14 protein-coding genes and 1 pseudogene are annotated in these 17,012 nt (G+C 59.9%); 10 read left to right on the top strand and 5 right to left on the bottom strand.

The window, feature by feature from the left end:
* Window positions 1-58: 58 nt before the first annotated feature.
* From QJT78_RS25385 to QJT78_RS25370, 4 genes and pseudogenes are all read right to left on the bottom strand, one after another.
* Window positions 59-1,746, bottom strand: a pseudogene (locus QJT78_RS25385) (aromatic/alkene/methane monooxygenase hydroxylase/oxygenase subunit alpha).
* Between the two features lie 150 nt (window positions 1,747-1,896).
* The gene (locus QJT78_RS25380; RefSeq protein ID WP_240537604.1) at window positions 1,897-2,166 is read right to left on the bottom strand and encodes a hypothetical protein; all 270 of its coding nucleotides are present in this window, start codon (window positions 2,164-2,166) and stop codon (window positions 1,897-1,899) included.
* Complete coding sequence (locus QJT78_RS25375; RefSeq protein ID WP_028150063.1) at window positions 2,163-2,534, bottom strand: hypothetical protein; 372 nt, start codon at window positions 2,532-2,534, stop codon at window positions 2,163-2,165. The genes QJT78_RS25380 and QJT78_RS25375 overlap by 4 nt, the downstream gene beginning before the upstream one ends.
* A gap of 57 nt (window positions 2,535-2,591) precedes the next feature.
* On the bottom strand, window positions 2,592-3,635 hold the full coding sequence (locus QJT78_RS25370) for an NAD(P)-dependent alcohol dehydrogenase (RefSeq protein WP_038943529.1): 1,044 nt from the start codon (window positions 3,633-3,635) through the stop codon (window positions 2,592-2,594).
* Window positions 3,636-3,968: 333 nt separating this feature from the next.
* Here QJT78_RS25370 and QJT78_RS25365 point away from each other — a divergent pair, with 333 nt between their 5' ends.
* The 8 genes from QJT78_RS25365 (at window position 3,969) to QJT78_RS25330 (ending at window position 13,640) form a co-directional block, all read left to right on the top strand.
* Entirely contained in the window at window positions 3,969-5,849 is a 1,881-nt protein-coding gene (locus tag QJT78_RS25365) for a sigma-54-dependent Fis family transcriptional regulator (protein ID WP_244433258.1), read from the top strand.
* 98 nt (window positions 5,850-5,947) lie between these two features.
* Window positions 5,948-6,370: an SseB family protein gene (locus tag QJT78_RS25360; protein WP_028150066.1), complete on the top strand. Its 423-nt coding sequence runs from the start codon at window positions 5,948-5,950 to the stop codon at window positions 6,368-6,370.
* 540 nt (window positions 6,371-6,910) lie between these two features.
* Window positions 6,911-7,912: an autoinducer 2 ABC transporter substrate-binding protein gene (locus QJT78_RS25355; protein WP_028150067.1), complete on the top strand. Its 1,002-nt coding sequence runs from the start codon at window positions 6,911-6,913 to the stop codon at window positions 7,910-7,912.
* Window positions 7,913-8,024: 112 nt separating this feature from the next.
* Window positions 8,025-9,509, top strand: coding sequence for a sugar ABC transporter ATP-binding protein (locus QJT78_RS25350; RefSeq protein ID WP_080586607.1), 1,485 nt, complete (start codon window positions 8,025-8,027; stop codon window positions 9,507-9,509).
* A complete protein-coding gene (locus QJT78_RS25345) occupies window positions 9,502-10,506 on the top strand; it encodes an ABC transporter permease (RefSeq protein WP_028150069.1) in 1,005 nt (334 codons plus the stop codon). The genes QJT78_RS25350 and QJT78_RS25345 overlap by 8 nt, the downstream gene beginning before the upstream one ends.
* A gap of 213 nt (window positions 10,507-10,719) precedes the next feature.
* Window positions 10,720-11,508: an ABC transporter permease gene (locus QJT78_RS25340; RefSeq protein ID WP_348652389.1), complete on the top strand. Its 789-nt coding sequence runs from the start codon at window positions 10,720-10,722 to the stop codon at window positions 11,506-11,508.
* Window positions 11,509-11,514: 6 nt separating this feature from the next.
* Complete coding sequence (locus QJT78_RS25335; RefSeq protein WP_281460347.1) at window positions 11,515-12,930, top strand: carbohydrate kinase; 1,416 nt, start codon at window positions 11,515-11,517, stop codon at window positions 12,928-12,930.
* The gene (locus tag QJT78_RS25330) at window positions 12,927-13,640 is read left to right on the top strand and encodes a class II aldolase/adducin family protein (protein WP_028150072.1); all 714 of its coding nucleotides are present in this window, start codon (window positions 12,927-12,929) and stop codon (window positions 13,638-13,640) included. The genes QJT78_RS25335 and QJT78_RS25330 overlap by 4 nt, the downstream gene beginning before the upstream one ends.
* A 102-nt stretch (window positions 13,641-13,742) precedes the next feature.
* Here the strand turns inward: QJT78_RS25330 and QJT78_RS25325 are convergent, their stop codons facing one another.
* Window positions 13,743-14,018, bottom strand: a complete 276-nt coding sequence (locus QJT78_RS25325) for a hypothetical protein (protein WP_155257837.1) — start codon at window positions 14,016-14,018, stop codon at window positions 13,743-13,745.
* A gap of 1,673 nt (window positions 14,019-15,691) precedes the next feature.
* Between QJT78_RS25325 and QJT78_RS25320 the strand changes: the two genes are divergently transcribed.
* A complete protein-coding gene (locus tag QJT78_RS25320; RefSeq protein ID WP_240537606.1) occupies window positions 15,692-15,925 on the top strand; it encodes a hypothetical protein in 234 nt (77 codons plus the stop codon).
* 845 nt (window positions 15,926-16,770) lie between these two features.
* Window positions 16,771-16,962, top strand: a complete 192-nt coding sequence (locus QJT78_RS25315) for a hypothetical protein (protein ID WP_028150075.1) — start codon at window positions 16,771-16,773, stop codon at window positions 16,960-16,962.
* Window positions 16,963-17,012: the final 50 nt, after the last annotated feature.

Raw genomic sequence — 17,012 nt, 5'->3', positions numbered from 1 at the left:
CCGGCGGCTCTTCTTCGTCATCTTCGCTCCTGATTCGCAGCAAGAATCCTCGCCGCTGTCAGGCAGAAAATCCACTCAAGCTACTGTCCGAATTTGCGGGGCCAGCTCTGTATTCAGCCGTCGCCACCTCGCGCTCGATAGGCGAAAGCGCTCTGAAGCCACGCAACGGACTGCCAAGCGTGTGTCCGCGCACGTGATCGAGCGTCCACATGTCCTTGGAGTCGAAGCGCAGATGCGGTTGCGCGATCATGGTCTTGCCGTCGGGCCGGACAAAACCGAGATCCTTGATCGCGTCGGCGACGTCCCAGCCGTGATAACAGTCCTCCCATTCACGGCGACCGCTGAAGCGGCCCATTGCCGGCGTCGCGCGGCCCTCGTATTCCGCGGCGAACGCCACCTTGTGGGTCCAACGGCAACCTTCGGAGCAGTAAGTGTAGATCTTGCCGTCGACCTCGTCGCAGACGAAGTCCTCGCGGATCAGGCAAGGGACCATGCAGCTCCAGCAACGATGCGGGTACGAATAGCCCACCTCGCTGTTGAAGAGGATGTTGGTCTCGCCGGGCACGCTGAGCTTGGCGTGCCATTTCCAGAAGTCGCCGAATTCGGCGTACCAGCCCGGATATTTGTGCTCGAACCACTCGAAGTCCCGCTCGGTCTGGGCCTCGATACGCCAGAAGTTCACCGACCATCCGACTGTGAAGAACTGCGCGGTCTTGTGGACATAGTTCTTCTTGACGATCCGATCCCAGGCGGCGGCGACGTCATCGTGATGGATCTTGATGCCGTACTTCTCGAGCGGCAGCATGTAGGTCCGGTAATAGTCTTCGTAGATCCAGCGATGCCAGAGCTCGGCGTAGGACTCCTTGTTCTTGTCGCGGTTGGTCGTGCCGCACTCGATGAACGTCCCGATCGCGGCATCGACAATCGCGTGATTCTGCCAGAAGGCGTATTTCAGATCGCGCTCCAGCAGCTGGTGGTTCGATGGATCGTTGATCATCGCCATCAGCATCGAGTGACCGTTGCCGATATGACGGGATTCGTCCGACTGGACCGACAGGAACACGGTCGGCAATGCATAGTCGCCGTTGCGCGCCGCCTCCGACGGCATCGCCACGAACAAGGTATTGGTGAAGGCGGTTTCCGCGACGACCGTCAGATAGACGTTGGCCGCGGTGATTGCGTCACCGGTCAGGAAGCCCTCGGCGAACTGGCGGCCGATCGTGGTCGCATAGCATTTACCGAACGCGGCTTCCGTGATGTCGAACCCGGCTGGATCGATGTAATTCTCCATGTACCACTTCTTGAGGTCATCTGGATCGTCGAGTGCCGGAACTCGTCGACCATCTGCATGGTGAAGCCGGTGCGCAATTCCTCACCGGGCGCCAACCGCCCGACCATCGCCATCGAACGCGCCGCCGAGATCTCCGGGAACGGGATGATCGCCAGGAACAGCTTCATCCTCTCGACCCATCGCGGCTCGACATTGCGGAACATGTCGCCGCGCAACGCCGCATCCAGCGCGCCATAGACGCGGTTGTCTTTCTCTTCCTGCATCGGGAAATATGACCGCAGGACCTGCTTCATCGGGTCGCGCGGTGTCTTCGAGATCTTGTAGTCGGTCGGGAAAGTCATCGCCTCCTGCACGTAGCTTGGCGTCCAACCAAGGTCCGCGACGCGGTTGGCCGCTTCAGCGATGCTGATCCCCTTCTGCGCGGTGATCTTGTTCAGTGTCAGACTTGCAGACATTTCCAGCTCCTTTGAACGTTGCGTTATCTTCGGCATTCTCGCTTCGGTTCCGGGTCAAACCCCTGGATCGCTTTGTTGAAATTCTCCGCCGCAAAACACACTTTAAGTCCGTTAAATGGATTGATTGATCTGCTGACTCGTCGCTTCACGTCAGCCCGGTTTCTCGGCGCTGACGGTCTCGTCACCTCCGTTGGCTCGTTTGATGAGAGGTTTGCCTTCGGCAACGAATTTCGCCGAGAGGACCAGCGCACCAGTAGCGAAATCCCTGCCGTGCGCGGCGATCATGGCCTCCGCGATCTCGGCCAGTTGAATGAAGAAGGCGTCTTTCGACCCGGCTTCCTCGCTCATGTCCGGTTGCGGAGACGGCATTTGTGCCTGTTGCTTTGATGCAATCATGGTTGCGTTGTCCTTGCTCATCATGCGTGCCCCGAACGTTGGTGGTCGCCGGACGAAGGACCGTTGTCGATCTCCCGCAGGGACGTGTCGAGCCATTCACGCTCGACCACCAGGCGTCGATGCTCCTCCCGGAGCATCTCCAGGCGCGCGATCGCTCGCTCCAGTTCGGCATGCGCGTCGCTTCCGGCGTCGGCGCGCGCCGCGCCACGCACGGCGCACGCGAGTTCGATTTCGGCTCCGCCACGCGCGTACTCATTCTTGATTTGCATCTCGTTGTTATCGACCATCTCGTCGATCAGCCTGTCCCGGGCAATCATCCGATCACGGGCGCGCTGCAATTCAGCGGCTTCCTCGGTGGTGATCGGTGGCCGGCATCGGCTGTCCTTTGTCACTCGCGCAACTCTCGTTCGATGATCTGGACCGAAGCTTTGCATGTCGCGGCACATGCCCTACGGGATCAGGACCGCGCGGCCATGAATGCGTCCATGATGCAGATCGTGAAGCGCGTCATTGGCCTGGCTCAGCCTGTATTCCTTGGTGTGGAGTTCGACGAGGCCGCGATCCGCGAGCGCCATCAGCTCGACCAGCTCGGCGTATGTGCCGACCAGGTTGCCGACGATGGTCTTTTCCGACGTGATCATGTCGATGGTCGGGATATCGATCTTCCCACCATACCCGACGATGTAGTAGTAGCCGGCGTTCGCTGTCATCGACAGGCCCTTGGCGATGGCGTCACCCTCGCCAACAAAATCGATCACGGCCTCCGCGCCGCGCCCGTCGGTCAGCGCCAGCACGGCCTCGACTTCGTTGCCGTCTGCCTTCACGACATGATGTGCACCGCACTTCTTGGCGAGTTCGAAAGACTGTTCGGCGCGATCGACCACGATGATTTCTGCCGCGCAGAGCGCTGCGAGAACCTGGATGCCGATATGGCCCAGCCCACCGGCGCCGATCACCGCGACATATTCGCCGGGCAACAGATGACGGGATGCCTTCTTCGCGGCGCGATAAGCCGTCAGCCCGGCATCGGTGTAGGGAGCAACATCCTTCGGTGCGAGCGACTTCGGCAGCTTGATCAGGGAGCGCTGCCCCGTCAGCAGATACTGCGCATAGCCGCCATTGGCATTGATGCCGGGAAACGAGCTGTCCAGCGCATGCATGTCGTCGCCGCGCCGGCACGCGAGACAATGCCCGCTGGTCACCAGCGGATGACAAATTACGCTGTCGCCAACCTTGATCCCTTCGACACCCGGGCCGATCGCTTCGACCCAGCCGGCGTTCTCGTGGCCCATGATGTATGGAAGCTTGACGTCGACCTTGCTGCGCCAGATGCCCTCAACGATGTGCAGATCGGTGCGACAGACGCCGGCACCACCGATGCGCACGATCACGTCCATCGGGCGCGAGATCTTCGGGTCAGTTACGTCATCGAACTTGACGAACTCCTTCGCCGTCAGCTTCTCGTCGAACTCATGAAGCACCGCCGCTTTCATTAAACGCCTCCCCGGCAAAATTTTTATTCTGTCGATCTGACGCGATCGCCATCCCGCTGAACAGTTGAGCAAGGGCTGTGCCAAGCGCACAACGGCCTGATCTTTCTATTGTTCTTGCGATCTTGGGAGTGCTCGCGCCGATCCGCCTCGGAGCAGACTTTGCGAGCGACTGTTCCGAGACGGAACAGTTCGACGGCTGCAACAGCGGGTGAGCAGAAATTTGGATTTCTGATTGTTTGATCTATGATCGTGAGAACCGCGCCACGCGCGAGAACGACCCGAACCGGGCTACGACCAAGAGGAAATCGCCAAGCCGCGACTCCCGGAGGAGCTATGATGCTGACCGCCAGCCGACGCATGGACAATGCTTGGATGACGCTCGATCAGCGCGGCGTGCCGCCGGCAGAGCTTCTATCGGCCGATATCTACGACAGCTGGATGCGCTGCATTTCGCTTGGTCTCGATACATTGCGCCCTCCTTCGCCCGAGTTAGTGAGCTCCGCTGTTTTGCGCCAGGAGCAGCAGCGCTGTTCACTGATTCGCGGCCTGGCGCTCGCGGAGATGCACACGCTGCATCAGCAGATCGCCGGCTCCAATTTCATGATCGCCTTTGCAAATGCCGACGGCCTGCTGCTCGACATCATCTCGGACTCGAGCTTCAGTGATGCCTCGAACGCAGCGAGCATTCGGCCCGGCACTATCTGGACTGAAGCCATTTGCGGCACCAATGGCCTCGGCACCGCTGCGTATCTCAAGCGGGCCATCGTCGTTCACGGGGGCGAGCACTTTTTCTCGCGCTACAACAATCTTACTTGCATCGCGGCGCCAATCTTCGCGCCCGATGGCGAACTGGCCGGAATACTGGACGCGTCATCGGATTGCATGTCGAGGCAGGCGCATACCCAGGCGCTCGTCGTGATGGCGGCAACCCAGATCGAGAATGGTCTGTTCCGTGAACATCACCGCGGAAACATCCTGATCGCTTTCCATAACCGCGGCGAGTATCTGCATACGTTGAGCGCGGGCCTGCTGGCCGTCGACAACGAGGGCAGGATCCTTGCAGCCAACAGGGCCGCAAGCGTCCTGCTGCATGGCCTGCCAGCCTCGCCGGGTCGTCGCTTCGCCGACGTCTTTCGTACGAAATTCAACGCCTTTGTCGATGAAGGCCGGCGCAAGGAACGCCAGCGCCTCGAGGACGAGGTCGGTAGCCAGTTCGTCGCAACAATCGAGAACGCGCGCCAGTTCTCGATGATGCAGGCCATCCCGCGGCCTCGGCCGTCGACGCCCAAGGACGTCCCCACCCAGTTCGTCTCCGCCGATCCGGCGATCGCTTCCGTTGTCCAACGGGTGGGAGTCGCGGCGGTCCGCAAGATCCCGATCCTGATCCGTGGCGAAACCGGCACCGGCAAGGAGCAACTCGCCCGCCATGCTCATACCGCCAGTGGACGGGCCGGCGCTTTCGTCCCGGTGAATTGCGCAGCGCTCCCTGACAGCCTTATCGAGGCGGAGCTGTTCGGCTATGCCGAAGGCGCTTTCACGGGAGCAAAAAAGGGCGGGGCTGCGGGACTGTTCAAGGAAGCGGACGGCGGAACGCTCTTCCTCGACGAGATCGGCGACATGCCGGTGACGTTGCAGGCCGTGCTGCTGCGCTTTCTGGACGATTGGACTGTCCGGCCGGTCGGTGGCACCAAACGTCAGGTCGACGTTCTCCTGGTGTCTGCCACCAATGCCAATCTCGACGAATCGATTGCAAAGGGCCGATTCCGATCCGATTTGCTGTTTCGCCTCAACACGCTAGAGGTGACGTTGCCGCCTTTGCGAGAGCGTTCCGATTTCGCCGAGATTGCGCGCCATTTGATCCACAAGATCGATCCCTTGATGGATTTAACCGAAGGGGCGATCGATCGTTTGGCCGAGCTCGATTGGGATGGAAACATCCGCGAACTGCGCAACGTGCTCTCCCGATTGTCGCTGGCCGAGCCGGGAGATCTGATCGACGAGACATCGGTCGAGTCCGTACTTGCACATTCAGGCGGCGAGCGCCTGACCGGCAGGGCGGTGGGTGGTAGGCTCAAGGCCAATCTGCATGAGATTCAGCGTTCGCATGTGCTGACCGCGTATGCGGAAACGGGCAACAACATCAGCAAGACCGCGCGCCGTCTGGGCGTGTCGCGCAATACGATCTACCGTGCCCTGCGCGGCAGCAAGGATTAGCACAATCGTGGCGAAGGCTCTGTGGCGACAGCGCGATCCGGCTGCAACTGGAGGCGCTGAAGTCCAGCCCCTCGTCGGGTTCAATTGGGAGTGTCGCCATGTTTGAACCGGAGAACAGTCTCGAAGCCCTGATGCAGGCTGCCGCAAGGGACGCCAGCGTCGTTCCCGCATTCTATCGCGCGTTGCTCGAGACGGAGATCTACATTCTGACGCCGGGAGCGCCGATGAAACCTGGACGCCGTCGCTCGCTCAAATTTCAGGAGGAGATCAACGTTGCAACGGTCGATTTCCAGGACATGAGATGGCACCCCACCTTCATCTCAAAGAAACGTATCTACGACTATTTAAAGCAGCCTGAGGTGTGCCTTGGCGCCGCCGCGCGCAATCTGTTCGAAATGTTGCCTGACTCTAATTTCTGGCTCAATCCGTTGTCCGAATGTCAGAAGCCGCTGCCCGCCACCGAGATCGCTCTCCTCATGAGTGGCAAGATCTTTGACATGCCGATTAAGTCCGCGCGATAGGCGCGGTGCTTGTGCAACAATGTATCGGCACGACCAGCTAGCACGACACGTTGAATTCGTCGCTCTCGCACTCAGCCGGACCGCATCCTGAGGCTTGGTCGGCTTCGGCTTCGTGGCCCACGGGGCGCCCAGGACGAGTTTGTTCTGGCTGCCATCGCTCAAAATCTGAGGCGCCTCGCGTCGTTCGTTGCGCGACCACCACCCGCTCATGCTTTGTGCGTTGCGTCGCGTAGGAGCTGCGTTGAGAGCGTTAGGGTCGGCGGATCAAAGCCGGTCGGCCTTACCGAATGGCCGAAAGACATCCGTCGGTTACAGCCGACTTTTGCAACAAAATCGGCCTTGCCCGGACATCGCCAGAGGCGGGGCTAGCTGACATGTCGCTTGCTTGACACCTCTCGTAGCGTTGGTCTCTAATCCCCAGGCAAGTCCTGAGGCTGGAGGCGAAATTTTCGCCGCCAATCAAGAATAAGGCCAACTGCTCCGCCAGGCGAGTGCCGGGTAAAGGAGCAGAGGCTGAAAATAGCTTCCTGGGAGGGAACAATGGACAGACGCCAGACAATCAAAATGCTTGGTGGTGCGGCGGCGATCGCCGGTACCGGTTTTCCGGGGTTTGCTTTTGCGCAGGCTCAAAAGGAAATGGTCACGGTCGTGAAGATCGCCGGCATTCCGTGGTTCAACGCTCTTGAAAAGGGAATCCAGAAGGGCGCCAAGGACTTCAGCATCAATGCCACCATGGTTGGACCGGCGAACGTCGATCCGGCACAACAGGTAAAGCTGCTCGATGACCTGATCGCCAAAAAGGTCAACGTGATCGGCTTGGTGCCGCTGGACGTCAAAGTCTGCGAGCCGGTGCTCAAGCGCGCCCAGGCGGCCGGCATCAAAGTCATCACCCATGAGGGCCCCGAACAAGAAGGCCGTGACTGGAATGTCGAATTGATCGATTCCGTTCGCTTCGGTGAAGTGCAGATGGAGCGTCTCGCCAAGGACATGGGCGGCGAAGGCGATTACGTGGTTTATGTCGGGACGTTGACGACGCCGCTTCACAACAAATGGGCCGACGCCGCGATTGCCTATCAGCAGAAGAATTTCCCGAAAATGAAGCTCGTCGCCGACCGTTTCCCCGGCGCCGACGAGATCGATACCAGCCAGCGCACGACGCTTGACGTGATCAAGGCCTATCCGAACCTGCGCGGCATTCTCGGCTTCGGCTCGAATGGGCCGATCGGGGCCGGCAATGCGGTGCGTCAGCAACGCCTTGGCAAGAAGATCGCCGTGGTCGGCACGGTGCTGCCGAGCCAGGCGAAATCGCTCATCGCGGATGATACCATCCGCGAAGGTTTCCTGTGGAATCCCACCGATGCAGGTTACGCCATGGTTGCAGTTGCCAAGCTCGTGCTTGATGGCAAGCCAATCACGGATGGCGTCGATGTTCCCGGCCTCGGCAAGGCTGCCGTCGATGTGGCCGGCAAGCAGATCAAGGTCGACAAGATCATGCGGATCAACAAAGAAACCATCGACGGACTGATCGCCGGAGGACTCTAGAACTACACCGGTCCCAGCCGCCTCGTCGCGCTGCATTCCCGGCTTTCCGGCCGGGAATGCGATCCTCGTCGAGGCGATCGCTTGACGAGCGGTCCCATTACAGGACGAAGCCTTGACGACTTTCCTGGAGATGTCCGGCATATCAAAACGTTTCGGCGGCGTGCATGCGCTTCGCGACGTCGATCTGACGCTGGAGGTCGGAGAGGTGCATTGCCTTGTCGGCGAAAACGGATCCGGCAAGTCCACGCTGATCAAGATCATTTCCGGCGTCGAGGCGCCGGAACCAGGAGGCCGGATCGTCATTTCCGGCAAGGAGTACCCAAGACTAAGCCCGGTCTACTCCACCCATTGCGGCATTCAGGTCATCTATCAGGATCTATCGCTATTCTCCAACCTCACCGTCGTCGAGAACATCGCCATGGCGCACCATCTTGGCGGCGTCCACACGGTGAACTGGTCCTCTATGCGGGCCATCGCCATGGCCACAATGGCGAAGGTCGGCATTGAGGTCGATCCAGAAACAAAAGTCTCCGAACTCAGCATTGCCGGACGCCAGCTGGTCGCGATCTGCCGGGCCTTGGCGGCGGATGCCAAACTTCTCATCATGGATGAGCCGACGGCGTCGCTGACCCGCCACGAGGTCAACACCTTGATCAAGCTCGTCAGCGACCTGAAAAGAAGCGGTATCTGCGTCGTATTCGTGAGCCATCGCCTCGACGAGGTGCTTGAGATTGCCGAACGCGTGACGGTGTTGCGGGACGGCGCAAAGGTAGGCACCTTTGCCGCAGCGACCATCGACGGCAGCAAACTCAGTCACCTGATGACCGGGAAGGCTTTCGAGTATCAGAAACAGGTGCCCGACCTTGCCGTGGGTGCGGTTGTTCTCGAAGTCCAGGGGCTTGGCCGCGATGGTGACTACGACGATGTGAGCTTGCAATTACGCGCCGGAGAAGTCGTGGGCCTTACCGGATTGCTTGGATCGGGCCGAACCGAGCTCGCACTGTCGCTGTTCGGCATGAACCCACCCGATCGAGGCACCATGGCGCTTGACGGCCACCGCATCGCGCTGAACACGAATGCAGACGCGATCCGTCGAGGCATCGCCTACGTATCTGAAGACAGGCTTACACTTGGCCTCATCCTTGACCAGTCGATCACGTCGAACGTCACGCTGACTGTGTTGGAACGTCTCGCCGGCGCGTTCGGCCTGATTGGCGCACGCGCGCGGCAAAGCCATGTTGCGCGATGGGTCGCCGAACTCGGAATCAAGGTCTCTGATCCCAACAACCCGGTCAAGACGCTCTCCGGCGGCAATCAGCAGCGGATCGTGCTCGCCAAATGGATGGCGACCAACCCGCGGGTGCTTATCCTCGATAGCCCAACGGTCGGTGTCGACATCCGCGCTAAGGATGGGATTTATGAGATCATCCGGCGGCTGGCCCGCGAGGGCGTCGCAGTGCTGATGATATCAGACGAAATCCCCGAGGTACTTTATCACAGCCATCGCGTGCTGGTGATGCGCGAAGGGCGTTTGACCGCTGACGTGATGGCCGCAGACACCTCCGAAGATGCGCTTCGGCAGGCAGTCAATGCCTGAATCGCGGTTTGCTTCATTTGGCAGGTTTCGGCGCAGCCATGAGTTCTGGCTGTTGATCGTGATCCTCGTGCTCTGCGCCAGCCTGGGCGCGGCGAACGGCCAGTTCCTGACCATGCAGAATCTGTTTGACCTGCTGACCTCCTACGCATTCGTCGGCATCCTCGCCCTCGGGCTGCTCGTGGTGCTGATCGCCGGCGGAATCGACATATCCTTCACGGCGACGGCATCGGTGGCGCAATATGTCACGCTTACGGTGGCGAACGCATACGGCGCGAACTGGATCTGCGTTTTTGCGATCGCGATCGGCATTGGCGGTGCGCTCGGCGCCCTCAACGCGATCTTCATCCAGAAGCTTCGGATACCATCAATCATCGTGTCCGTCGCAACGTTGAACATTTTCTATGGGCTGCTGATTTTCTTCACGGGCGGTAAATATATCTATTCGTTACCCGACTGGTTCGCGACCGGGATATTCTGGTTCGAGTTCGATTGGGGCAAGGATACGTCCTACGGCGTCAACCTGCAGATCCTCGCGCTCGGGTTCTCATTTCTCTTCACCTGGCTCCTGCTCAATCGTAGCAATATCGGTCGTCAAATCTACGCCATGGGGGGCAATACCGATGCCGCGCAGCGACTCGGCTTCCATGTCTTCGGCCTCAACATGCTGGTCTATTGCTACATGGGGGTCATGGCCGGTATCGCCTCACTGGTCCAGGCGCAGCTTGCACAGTCCGTCGCTCCGACGGTGCTGGTGGGCAAGGAGCTCGATGTGGTTGCGGCCGTCGTGCTCGGCGGCGCCAGCCTGATGGGCGGCGTCGGCACCGTTCTCGGCACGTTTCTGGGGTTGGCACTGCTCGCCATCCTGCAGAATGGAATCATTTTGCTGGGCGTTTCGTCCTACTGGTCGCCATTTTTTGTCGGGTTGGTCATTCTGATCTCGGTCTCGGCGACAGCCTGGTCGCAGCGAGAACGGCGGACCCGGAGCGCGCGGCCATGAGAAATGAGTCCACCCTCGCCCTTCGCGGACGCCTGATCCGTTTTGCCGGCAGCGGGACGATCGCAACCCTGATGCTGTTGTTGGTCGCGCTCTGGTTGGTGTTCGCCATTACCATCGGCGACCGGTTTTTCTCCGTCAACACGCTGCAATCGATGGCCTTCCAGATGCCGGAGCTCGGCATCCTTTCGCTTGCGATGATGCTGGCCTTGTTATCTGGCGGCCTCAACCTTTCCATCATCGCCACCGCTAATCTCCGGACTGACCATTGCCTTCCTGCTGACGCACTACATTCCGGGCACTCAGGGCATTGCCTGGGCCGGCGTACAAGTGCTGGCGATTGCGGCAGGGTTTGCCGTCGCGGCACTGGTCGGCCTTGTCAACGGATTTGTCATCGCCTATCTCGGCGTTTCGCCGATCCTCGCAACCCTCGGCACCATGACACTCTGCAAGGGACTCGCGATCGGCCTGACGCGCGGCAATGTCATCTCCGGATTTCCGGAGCCCATTGTTTTCATCGGCAATGGAACGGTTCTCGGGGTGCCTTTTGCCCTGATCGTGCTGGCGCTCTGTGCGTTGCCCGTCGCGCTCATGCTAAACGCAACGCCCTTCGGGGCAAGGGTTTACATGATCGGCTCGAACGAGAAGGCAACCCGCTACTCCGGCGTCGATACCCGCGCCGTCCTGCTCAAGCTATATGTCCTCTCGAGCCTTCTCGCCGGCGTCGCAGCGGTCGTCATGCTGGCACGTTTCAATTCAGCCAACGCGGCATATGGCGAAAGCTATCTGCTCGTCACCATTCTTGCAGCAGTGCTCGGTGGCGTCGATCCATTTGGCGGCTTTGGCAAAGTCGGCGGATTGCTGCTTGCGCTGATCATCCTTCAGGTGATCTCCTCGGCGTTCAACCTTCTCAATCTCAGCCAGTTCCTCACTCTGGCGATCTGGGGTGGCATCCTGATTGCCGTTGCCGCGGTTCCTCATCTGGGCGGCAAAGCGCCCCGGTAGACAACGATGACAAGATCGAAAGCCTCTCCCCGGATCGCGGTTCTCGACATTGGCAAGACGAATCTGAAACTGCTGGTCGCGAGTGAGGACGGCTGGCCGCTCGAAACACTTTCGATCCCGAATGTGCCGACCACGGCAGGACCATACCTCGCCTATGATCTTGCCGGGCTGGAAGAGTGGTTCCTCGACACTTTGGCCGTGGTGACGCAACGCCACACGATCGGCGCGGTGATCGCGACCGCGCATGGGTGTGGCGCCGTTCTTGTCGAAGGTGACGAGCCGGTGCTGCCGATGATGGACTATGATGCGGTCTCGCCGCCTGAGATCGACCAGGCCTACGCCCGGATTGCGCCTGCCTATGATGAAGTGTTTTGCGGTATCAGCGGCGCGATGCGGCTCGGCAAGCAATTACTCTGGCAGGAAAGCGCATATCCCGCCGAATTCGCCCGCGCGAAAACCTATCTTACGACTGCGCAGTATTTCGCCTTGCGGCTCGGCGGGTCTGCTGCAAGTGAAATTTCACAGCTCGCGGCTCAGAGCCATATCTGGGACCTTTTCCACCATCAGCCTTCCTCCCTGATGCGCAAGCGCGGCTGGGACCGTCTTCTGCCGGAGCGGGCATCCGCCGGTGCGGTGCTAGGGAGGGTTTCGGAGGCCGTAGCCAAGCGTACCGGCCTGGCGCGTTCGACCGAAACCCTCTGCGGCGTGCATGATTCCAACGCCAACCTGTTCCGCTACAAGGCCGCCGGCATGGCCGATACCTCGATCCTATCGACAGGCACCTGGATGATCGGCTTTCAGCGCGGCCTCGCGCTAGACAAGCTCGACGCCACACGCGGCATGGTGCTCAATATCGACGTCGACGGTGAGAACGTACCCTCCACGCTGATCGCGACAGGCCGCGAATACGACTTGATCAGCAGAGACCACGACGCTTCTGATGCAGCCGTCCTCGCCGCATTGCCGAGTCTATTGGCCCTTGGAACCCTGGCACTCCCCTCCTTCGTTGGGGATGATGGACTGTTCCCCGGTGCAGCTCACCGCGGACGGATTATCGGACCGCGGCCCGAGACGCCAGCCGAATGGCAGGGGTTGGCAGTCCTCTACGCCGCATTCAGCGCAAACCGCTGTCTAGATGCGCTTGGCAGCTCGAAACACATCGTCATCGACGGTGGCTTCGCCGCCAACCTGCCCTTCGCGCGCGCTCTGGCCGCGTTGCGGCCATCGCAGAGCGTCTCGGTGAGCCAATCGCGGGATGGAACGGCGCTCAGCGCGGCGCTGCTGTGGCGGAGATTTTCACGTACGATTCCGGTTTCGAGCGTGGTGCTTGAAGCTGTCACGCCGCTCGGCGAGGATGAGTGCAAACGCACCCTTTCCGCCGCCTATCAATCCTGGATTTCTTTTTCGGAGCACCCATCATGACAGACCGCAATCATGCCGATCTCCGCCAGGGCATCGTCGATACCTGCAAGGAGATGAACCGAAACGGTCTCAACCAAGGGACTTCCGGCAATCTTTCGCACCGGATTCCAAACGGCATGCTAATCACACCGACAAGCTTGCCCTACGAGCGCATGCGACCAGAAGACATTGTCGCGATGGATTTTGCCGCGAATTACCAGGGCAACCATCGCCCTTCTTCAGAATGGCGTTTTCATCGCGATATTCTGCGAGCGCGGGACGACATAAACGTCGTGCTTCATACGCATTCCACCTTCAGCACCATTCTCGCCGTGCACGAGCGTGGCATTCCCTGCTTCCACTACATGGTCGCGGTAGCCGGTGGCAACGATATCCGTTGTTCGCCTTATGCCTGCTTCGGCACACAAGCGCTGTCGGATTATGCCGTCGATGCGCTCGAAGGACGAAATGCCTGCTTGCTCGGCCATCATGGCTTGATCGTAACGGCGCAGACATTTGAAAAGGCGCTTTGGCTTGCCGTGGAGGTGGAGACCCTGGCGAAGATGTATGTCCACGCGCTCGCGATCGGCGAACCTCCGCGCCTCAGCGAGACCGAAATGGCACAGGTCCACGAACAGATGAAACGCATGGGCTACGGCCAGGCGCCCGATCTTGACGACGTCGGTGATGTTCCACGCGCCATGCCTCAGTCGAACCTGGCGCCACATTGACTCAGATTTTCGTTGAACGCGGCTAGTCTTCTCTTCGCTAAGGAAACTTGCAAGCAACTCTACCAGCCGCTGGTGATCAAGCGAAAATTGTCAGACAACGAGCTAATATCCCTTGTGAATATCGAACTTCACGGCGCCGTCGTCACGCATCTTCAACAAGAGCGATTGGCAATCGTCCTCATGCTTTATGTTCACGCGCTTCATGATTTCGGAATCCTTCAGAGGCTTTTCGCCAAGGGCAATCAGAATCTTGTCTCGATCAGTCATTGGGGCTCCTTGTATCGGCATCGCAGCCTGATCAGACCGGATCAAATGAGCATCTGATGTCGTTGCCTGCCAGCAACGGCGGCATTCGGCATGTGCGCTTGAGTCGGACACGGATCGACTTCCTGCTCGCCGAGAGGTCAGGAAAGTATTCGTCGCCGAAAACCGTGCCTCCGCTCGCCGGCACCGACCTGCCGCAGGTGCATGCCGCGCCTGCGCGCGCGCAGGTGCTCTTGGCGGCCGAGGGGATGCGACGCAGATCGCGCGCTGCTCGAACTGTGGCTGGACGATGCGGTAGCCTGGTGAGGCGTTCGCGAATTTGTGTGCGTGTCAGTCGCGGAGCTCGCCATCAATATCTGGACTCTCCGGTTCCACGCGCCATAATGAGGCGATGGGCGGGATATCCAAAACCTTAAATTGTGCGCGTTGCGGCAAGCCGCTGGTCCTGATAGCGCGACCGGATGGCAAGGGCCCACTCCGGCCGACATGCTTGCATTGCGAGGAAGCCGATCCGATCACGTCGCCCGAGCTCGCGAGGTGGTTTGCTGGGGAATTGCAGCCGCCGAAGGGATAAGCCGTGAGGATCGCTGCCATGGCCGTGACTGCCGCATAGTGCCGAGAGATGCTCGGGGACGACCGTCGTTGGCCTCAATTGTGTCGACAAATTACGGTACTGATTCGCCAGTGAGCCAGCGTCTCGCAATCGGTTGGTCCTTTGGCCTCTGAACTCACAAGTCACCGACGCGAGTGGCATGCAATGGGGCCCGGCCCAGCCGGGCCTTTTATCCTTTGTGAATTATGTGCACTCACTGCACCTGGGCCCATCGCGCCGCATCGCGACCAAGGACCCTCGTTGGCGCGAACTCACAAATATTTGGCCTGAACTGCCAAGATACAAACTGCCCTTTTTACTATGGCGACCCAGTTGGCCCAACGCACGGGGTGCACTTCGACCGGGGATCGATGACCAATGCGCGTCTTTTTTAGTTGCTTGTTTTGCGGGGCGCTTCACAGCGCCATCCAAATAAGGCGGCCGGTCGTGGCAAGCGGGCGCTTCGATTGCAAAGCGTGCGGGCAGACCCTGCATCGATGGTGGGCCGTATACGACTTTACAGATTGGAAGGGGCCGTTCGACCAGTAGCGGGCGCGGCCAATCCGGGTCGCCGCACCTTGCCGGCCTCGCACAAATGCGCCTATGCCCGTCCTCACCCGCCGGCGCGATCCGCACCGCAGCGATTGCCTCGGATGACGCTGCGCGCCTCCTATCGTCCGTGTCTCAACAAATCCTCGCATTGTCGCCATGGTCGCAAATGCGGCCGGGCACGCCCCGGACCGACGGACCGAACCATATTGGAACGCCCTCCCAGACAATCCAGCAGCCGCCGGGGCCGGTATTGAATATATGACAGGGCTTGCCGTACACCGTGATGCGCGTTGGCCCGGCTGCGAATTTCTCGCGAGCCACGGCGGTCGTTGTAAGGACGGTGATCGCGGTCAATCCAGTCGCCAAGAACTTGATTGTGGTCATCGAGCTTGTCCTTTTGACCCTTGACGGGGGCTGCGACCTTAGCCTGTTTCCTGGGCCAGTGGAGGACCGGATGCGCTTGCTCGTTCGCATCCTGCCTGACGAAGCTCACGGTAGGTAACGGCAAGGACCTATTTGCCCAATCGTCGCAAATAGTGGCGTTTGGCGCCGGAACGAGGACAAGAGCAAGACGCCCCGGCTCTGTGATTTATTGGGCCTCAAGCGCTTCACGCCGCACGATCTCCGCCGAACGGCGGCGACCTTGGCAGGTGACCTCGGCTTCGACGATGCGTCGATCGCAAAGTGCCTCGACCACTCCGCGAGCAAGAAATCGGAGCAGATCGTGCCGACCGTGACGGGCAAGGTCTACAATCATTCAAAGCGGATGAAAGAGAAGCGCGCGGCGCTGGACGGCGTCGCGGCCGAGCTGAGGCGGATCGTCGGCGCGCCTGTCGCTAAGGCCCTGGAGCAGGACGGGCCACGGCTCGCCGCCTGATTGCATGCGGACTGACTTTGAGCCAGGTCACAGCTCTCGCGGGCCTCTATTCCCCTGCGCAGAAAGCGTCGCCTCCTAAAAAGCGTATACAAATCAAATATCTAAATTATGAGTGTCGTTGTTTGTGTCGCGATCCGTTGAGCGACTGATAGCTGTGCAAAAGTCCGCGCCAGCCGGAACCGCCTTGGCCCAAGGGTAGGCCCTAGTTTCACCGTATGCGCTGGTGAGGGCCTGCCCCGTGTCTTGGCTGCTCCGGGACGGCTTTGCTCGTGCGCGCGTCGGCGGTCAAGGCGTCAAGTAAAGCGCGAGCCACGCCAGTCGATTAGACTATTAGGCTCGTAAAGAAGGGCTTGGTTATCTCGACGACCGAGGGTTCTCTCTCATCAGGAGTGGCGGCGGTGACAAACTCGCTTTTGCAGTTAAAGCAGCGCCAAAGATCATGGATTTCTTGGGCATTGACGCGCTCACGCCACTCTAGATGGACCAACCCAGAACCACATTGAGGGCATTTTTCTGGATGGGGCGTCGAGAAGATTGATGCCATGTGGAACCTCCCTCGTTTTCGGCGCAGCGTACGACTGTCTGGGCACCTTGGAATTGATCCACAACAAACAATTTGCCCATTTGTCATCGCCGGGCCGCTTCCAGGTCCGGGACCGTCGAGTGCTGGCGCGCGCCCTCCGCAATCGGGCCTTGCCAGTTGGTACACAAAGGGCGGCGATGTGGCGCATGTCGAATACGGAAGCCGTGATCTTCATCGGTTGGAACGCCCAGGGCCCGCATAAGGTTAGATAGATTGCGCACCATCGCGGCGGCCTGACCGCACGCTGGATTGGAGGCAGCACATGAAAATCGTGGACGAAGACGGCGAGATCATCGCAACAGCATCCGATGACCATACTTTAATCGGCGGCCACCACCGCCTCGCAGTGGCGGCCAGCCTCGGTAAAAGACTGTTCTGGCGAGATACCGGCGAACCAGTGAAGCTTGATAACTTCTTCAAGCATTATGGAAGTTCTCTTCGACATACAGCCTGAGCCGCTCGCCGGGCGTACGTTGTTCGGTGCATCGCAACAACGCCAACGAG

The organism is Bradyrhizobium sp. Mp27, assembly GCF_029953005.1.
Taxonomy (GTDB): Bacteria; Pseudomonadota; Alphaproteobacteria; order Rhizobiales; family Xanthobacteraceae; genus Bradyrhizobium; species Bradyrhizobium barranii.
The sequence above is the reverse complement of the archived record's forward strand: the minus strand, read 5'-3'. Positions and strand labels throughout refer to the sequence as shown.

Bases quoted from the DNA above. Each gene is read 5' to 3' on its own strand.
- QJT78_RS25365 (WP_244433258.1), top strand. From the start codon at position 3,969: ATGATGCTGACCGCCAGCCGACGCATGGACAATGCTTGGATGACGCTC.
- QJT78_RS25330 (WP_028150072.1), top strand. From the start codon at position 12,927: ATGACAGACCGCAATCATGCCGATCTCCGCCAGGGCATCGTCGATACC.
- QJT78_RS25335 (WP_281460347.1), top strand. From the start codon at position 11,515: ATGACAAGATCGAAAGCCTCTCCCCGGATCGCGGTTCTCGACATTGGC.
- QJT78_RS25315 (WP_028150075.1), top strand. From the start codon at position 16,771: ATGAAAATCGTGGACGAAGACGGCGAGATCATCGCAACAGCATCCGAT.
- QJT78_RS25360 (WP_028150066.1), top strand. From the start codon at position 5,948: ATGTTTGAACCGGAGAACAGTCTCGAAGCCCTGATGCAGGCTGCCGCA.
- QJT78_RS25380 (WP_240537604.1), bottom strand. From the start codon at position 2,166: ATGATGAGCAAGGACAACGCAACCATGATTGCATCAAAGCAACAGGCA.
- QJT78_RS25370 (WP_038943529.1), bottom strand. From the start codon at position 3,635: ATGAAAGCGGCGGTGCTTCATGAGTTCGACGAGAAGCTGACGGCGAAG.
- QJT78_RS25345 (WP_028150069.1), top strand. From the start codon at position 9,502: ATGCCTGAATCGCGGTTTGCTTCATTTGGCAGGTTTCGGCGCAGCCAT.
- QJT78_RS25355 (WP_028150067.1), top strand. From the start codon at position 6,911: ATGGACAGACGCCAGACAATCAAAATGCTTGGTGGTGCGGCGGCGATC.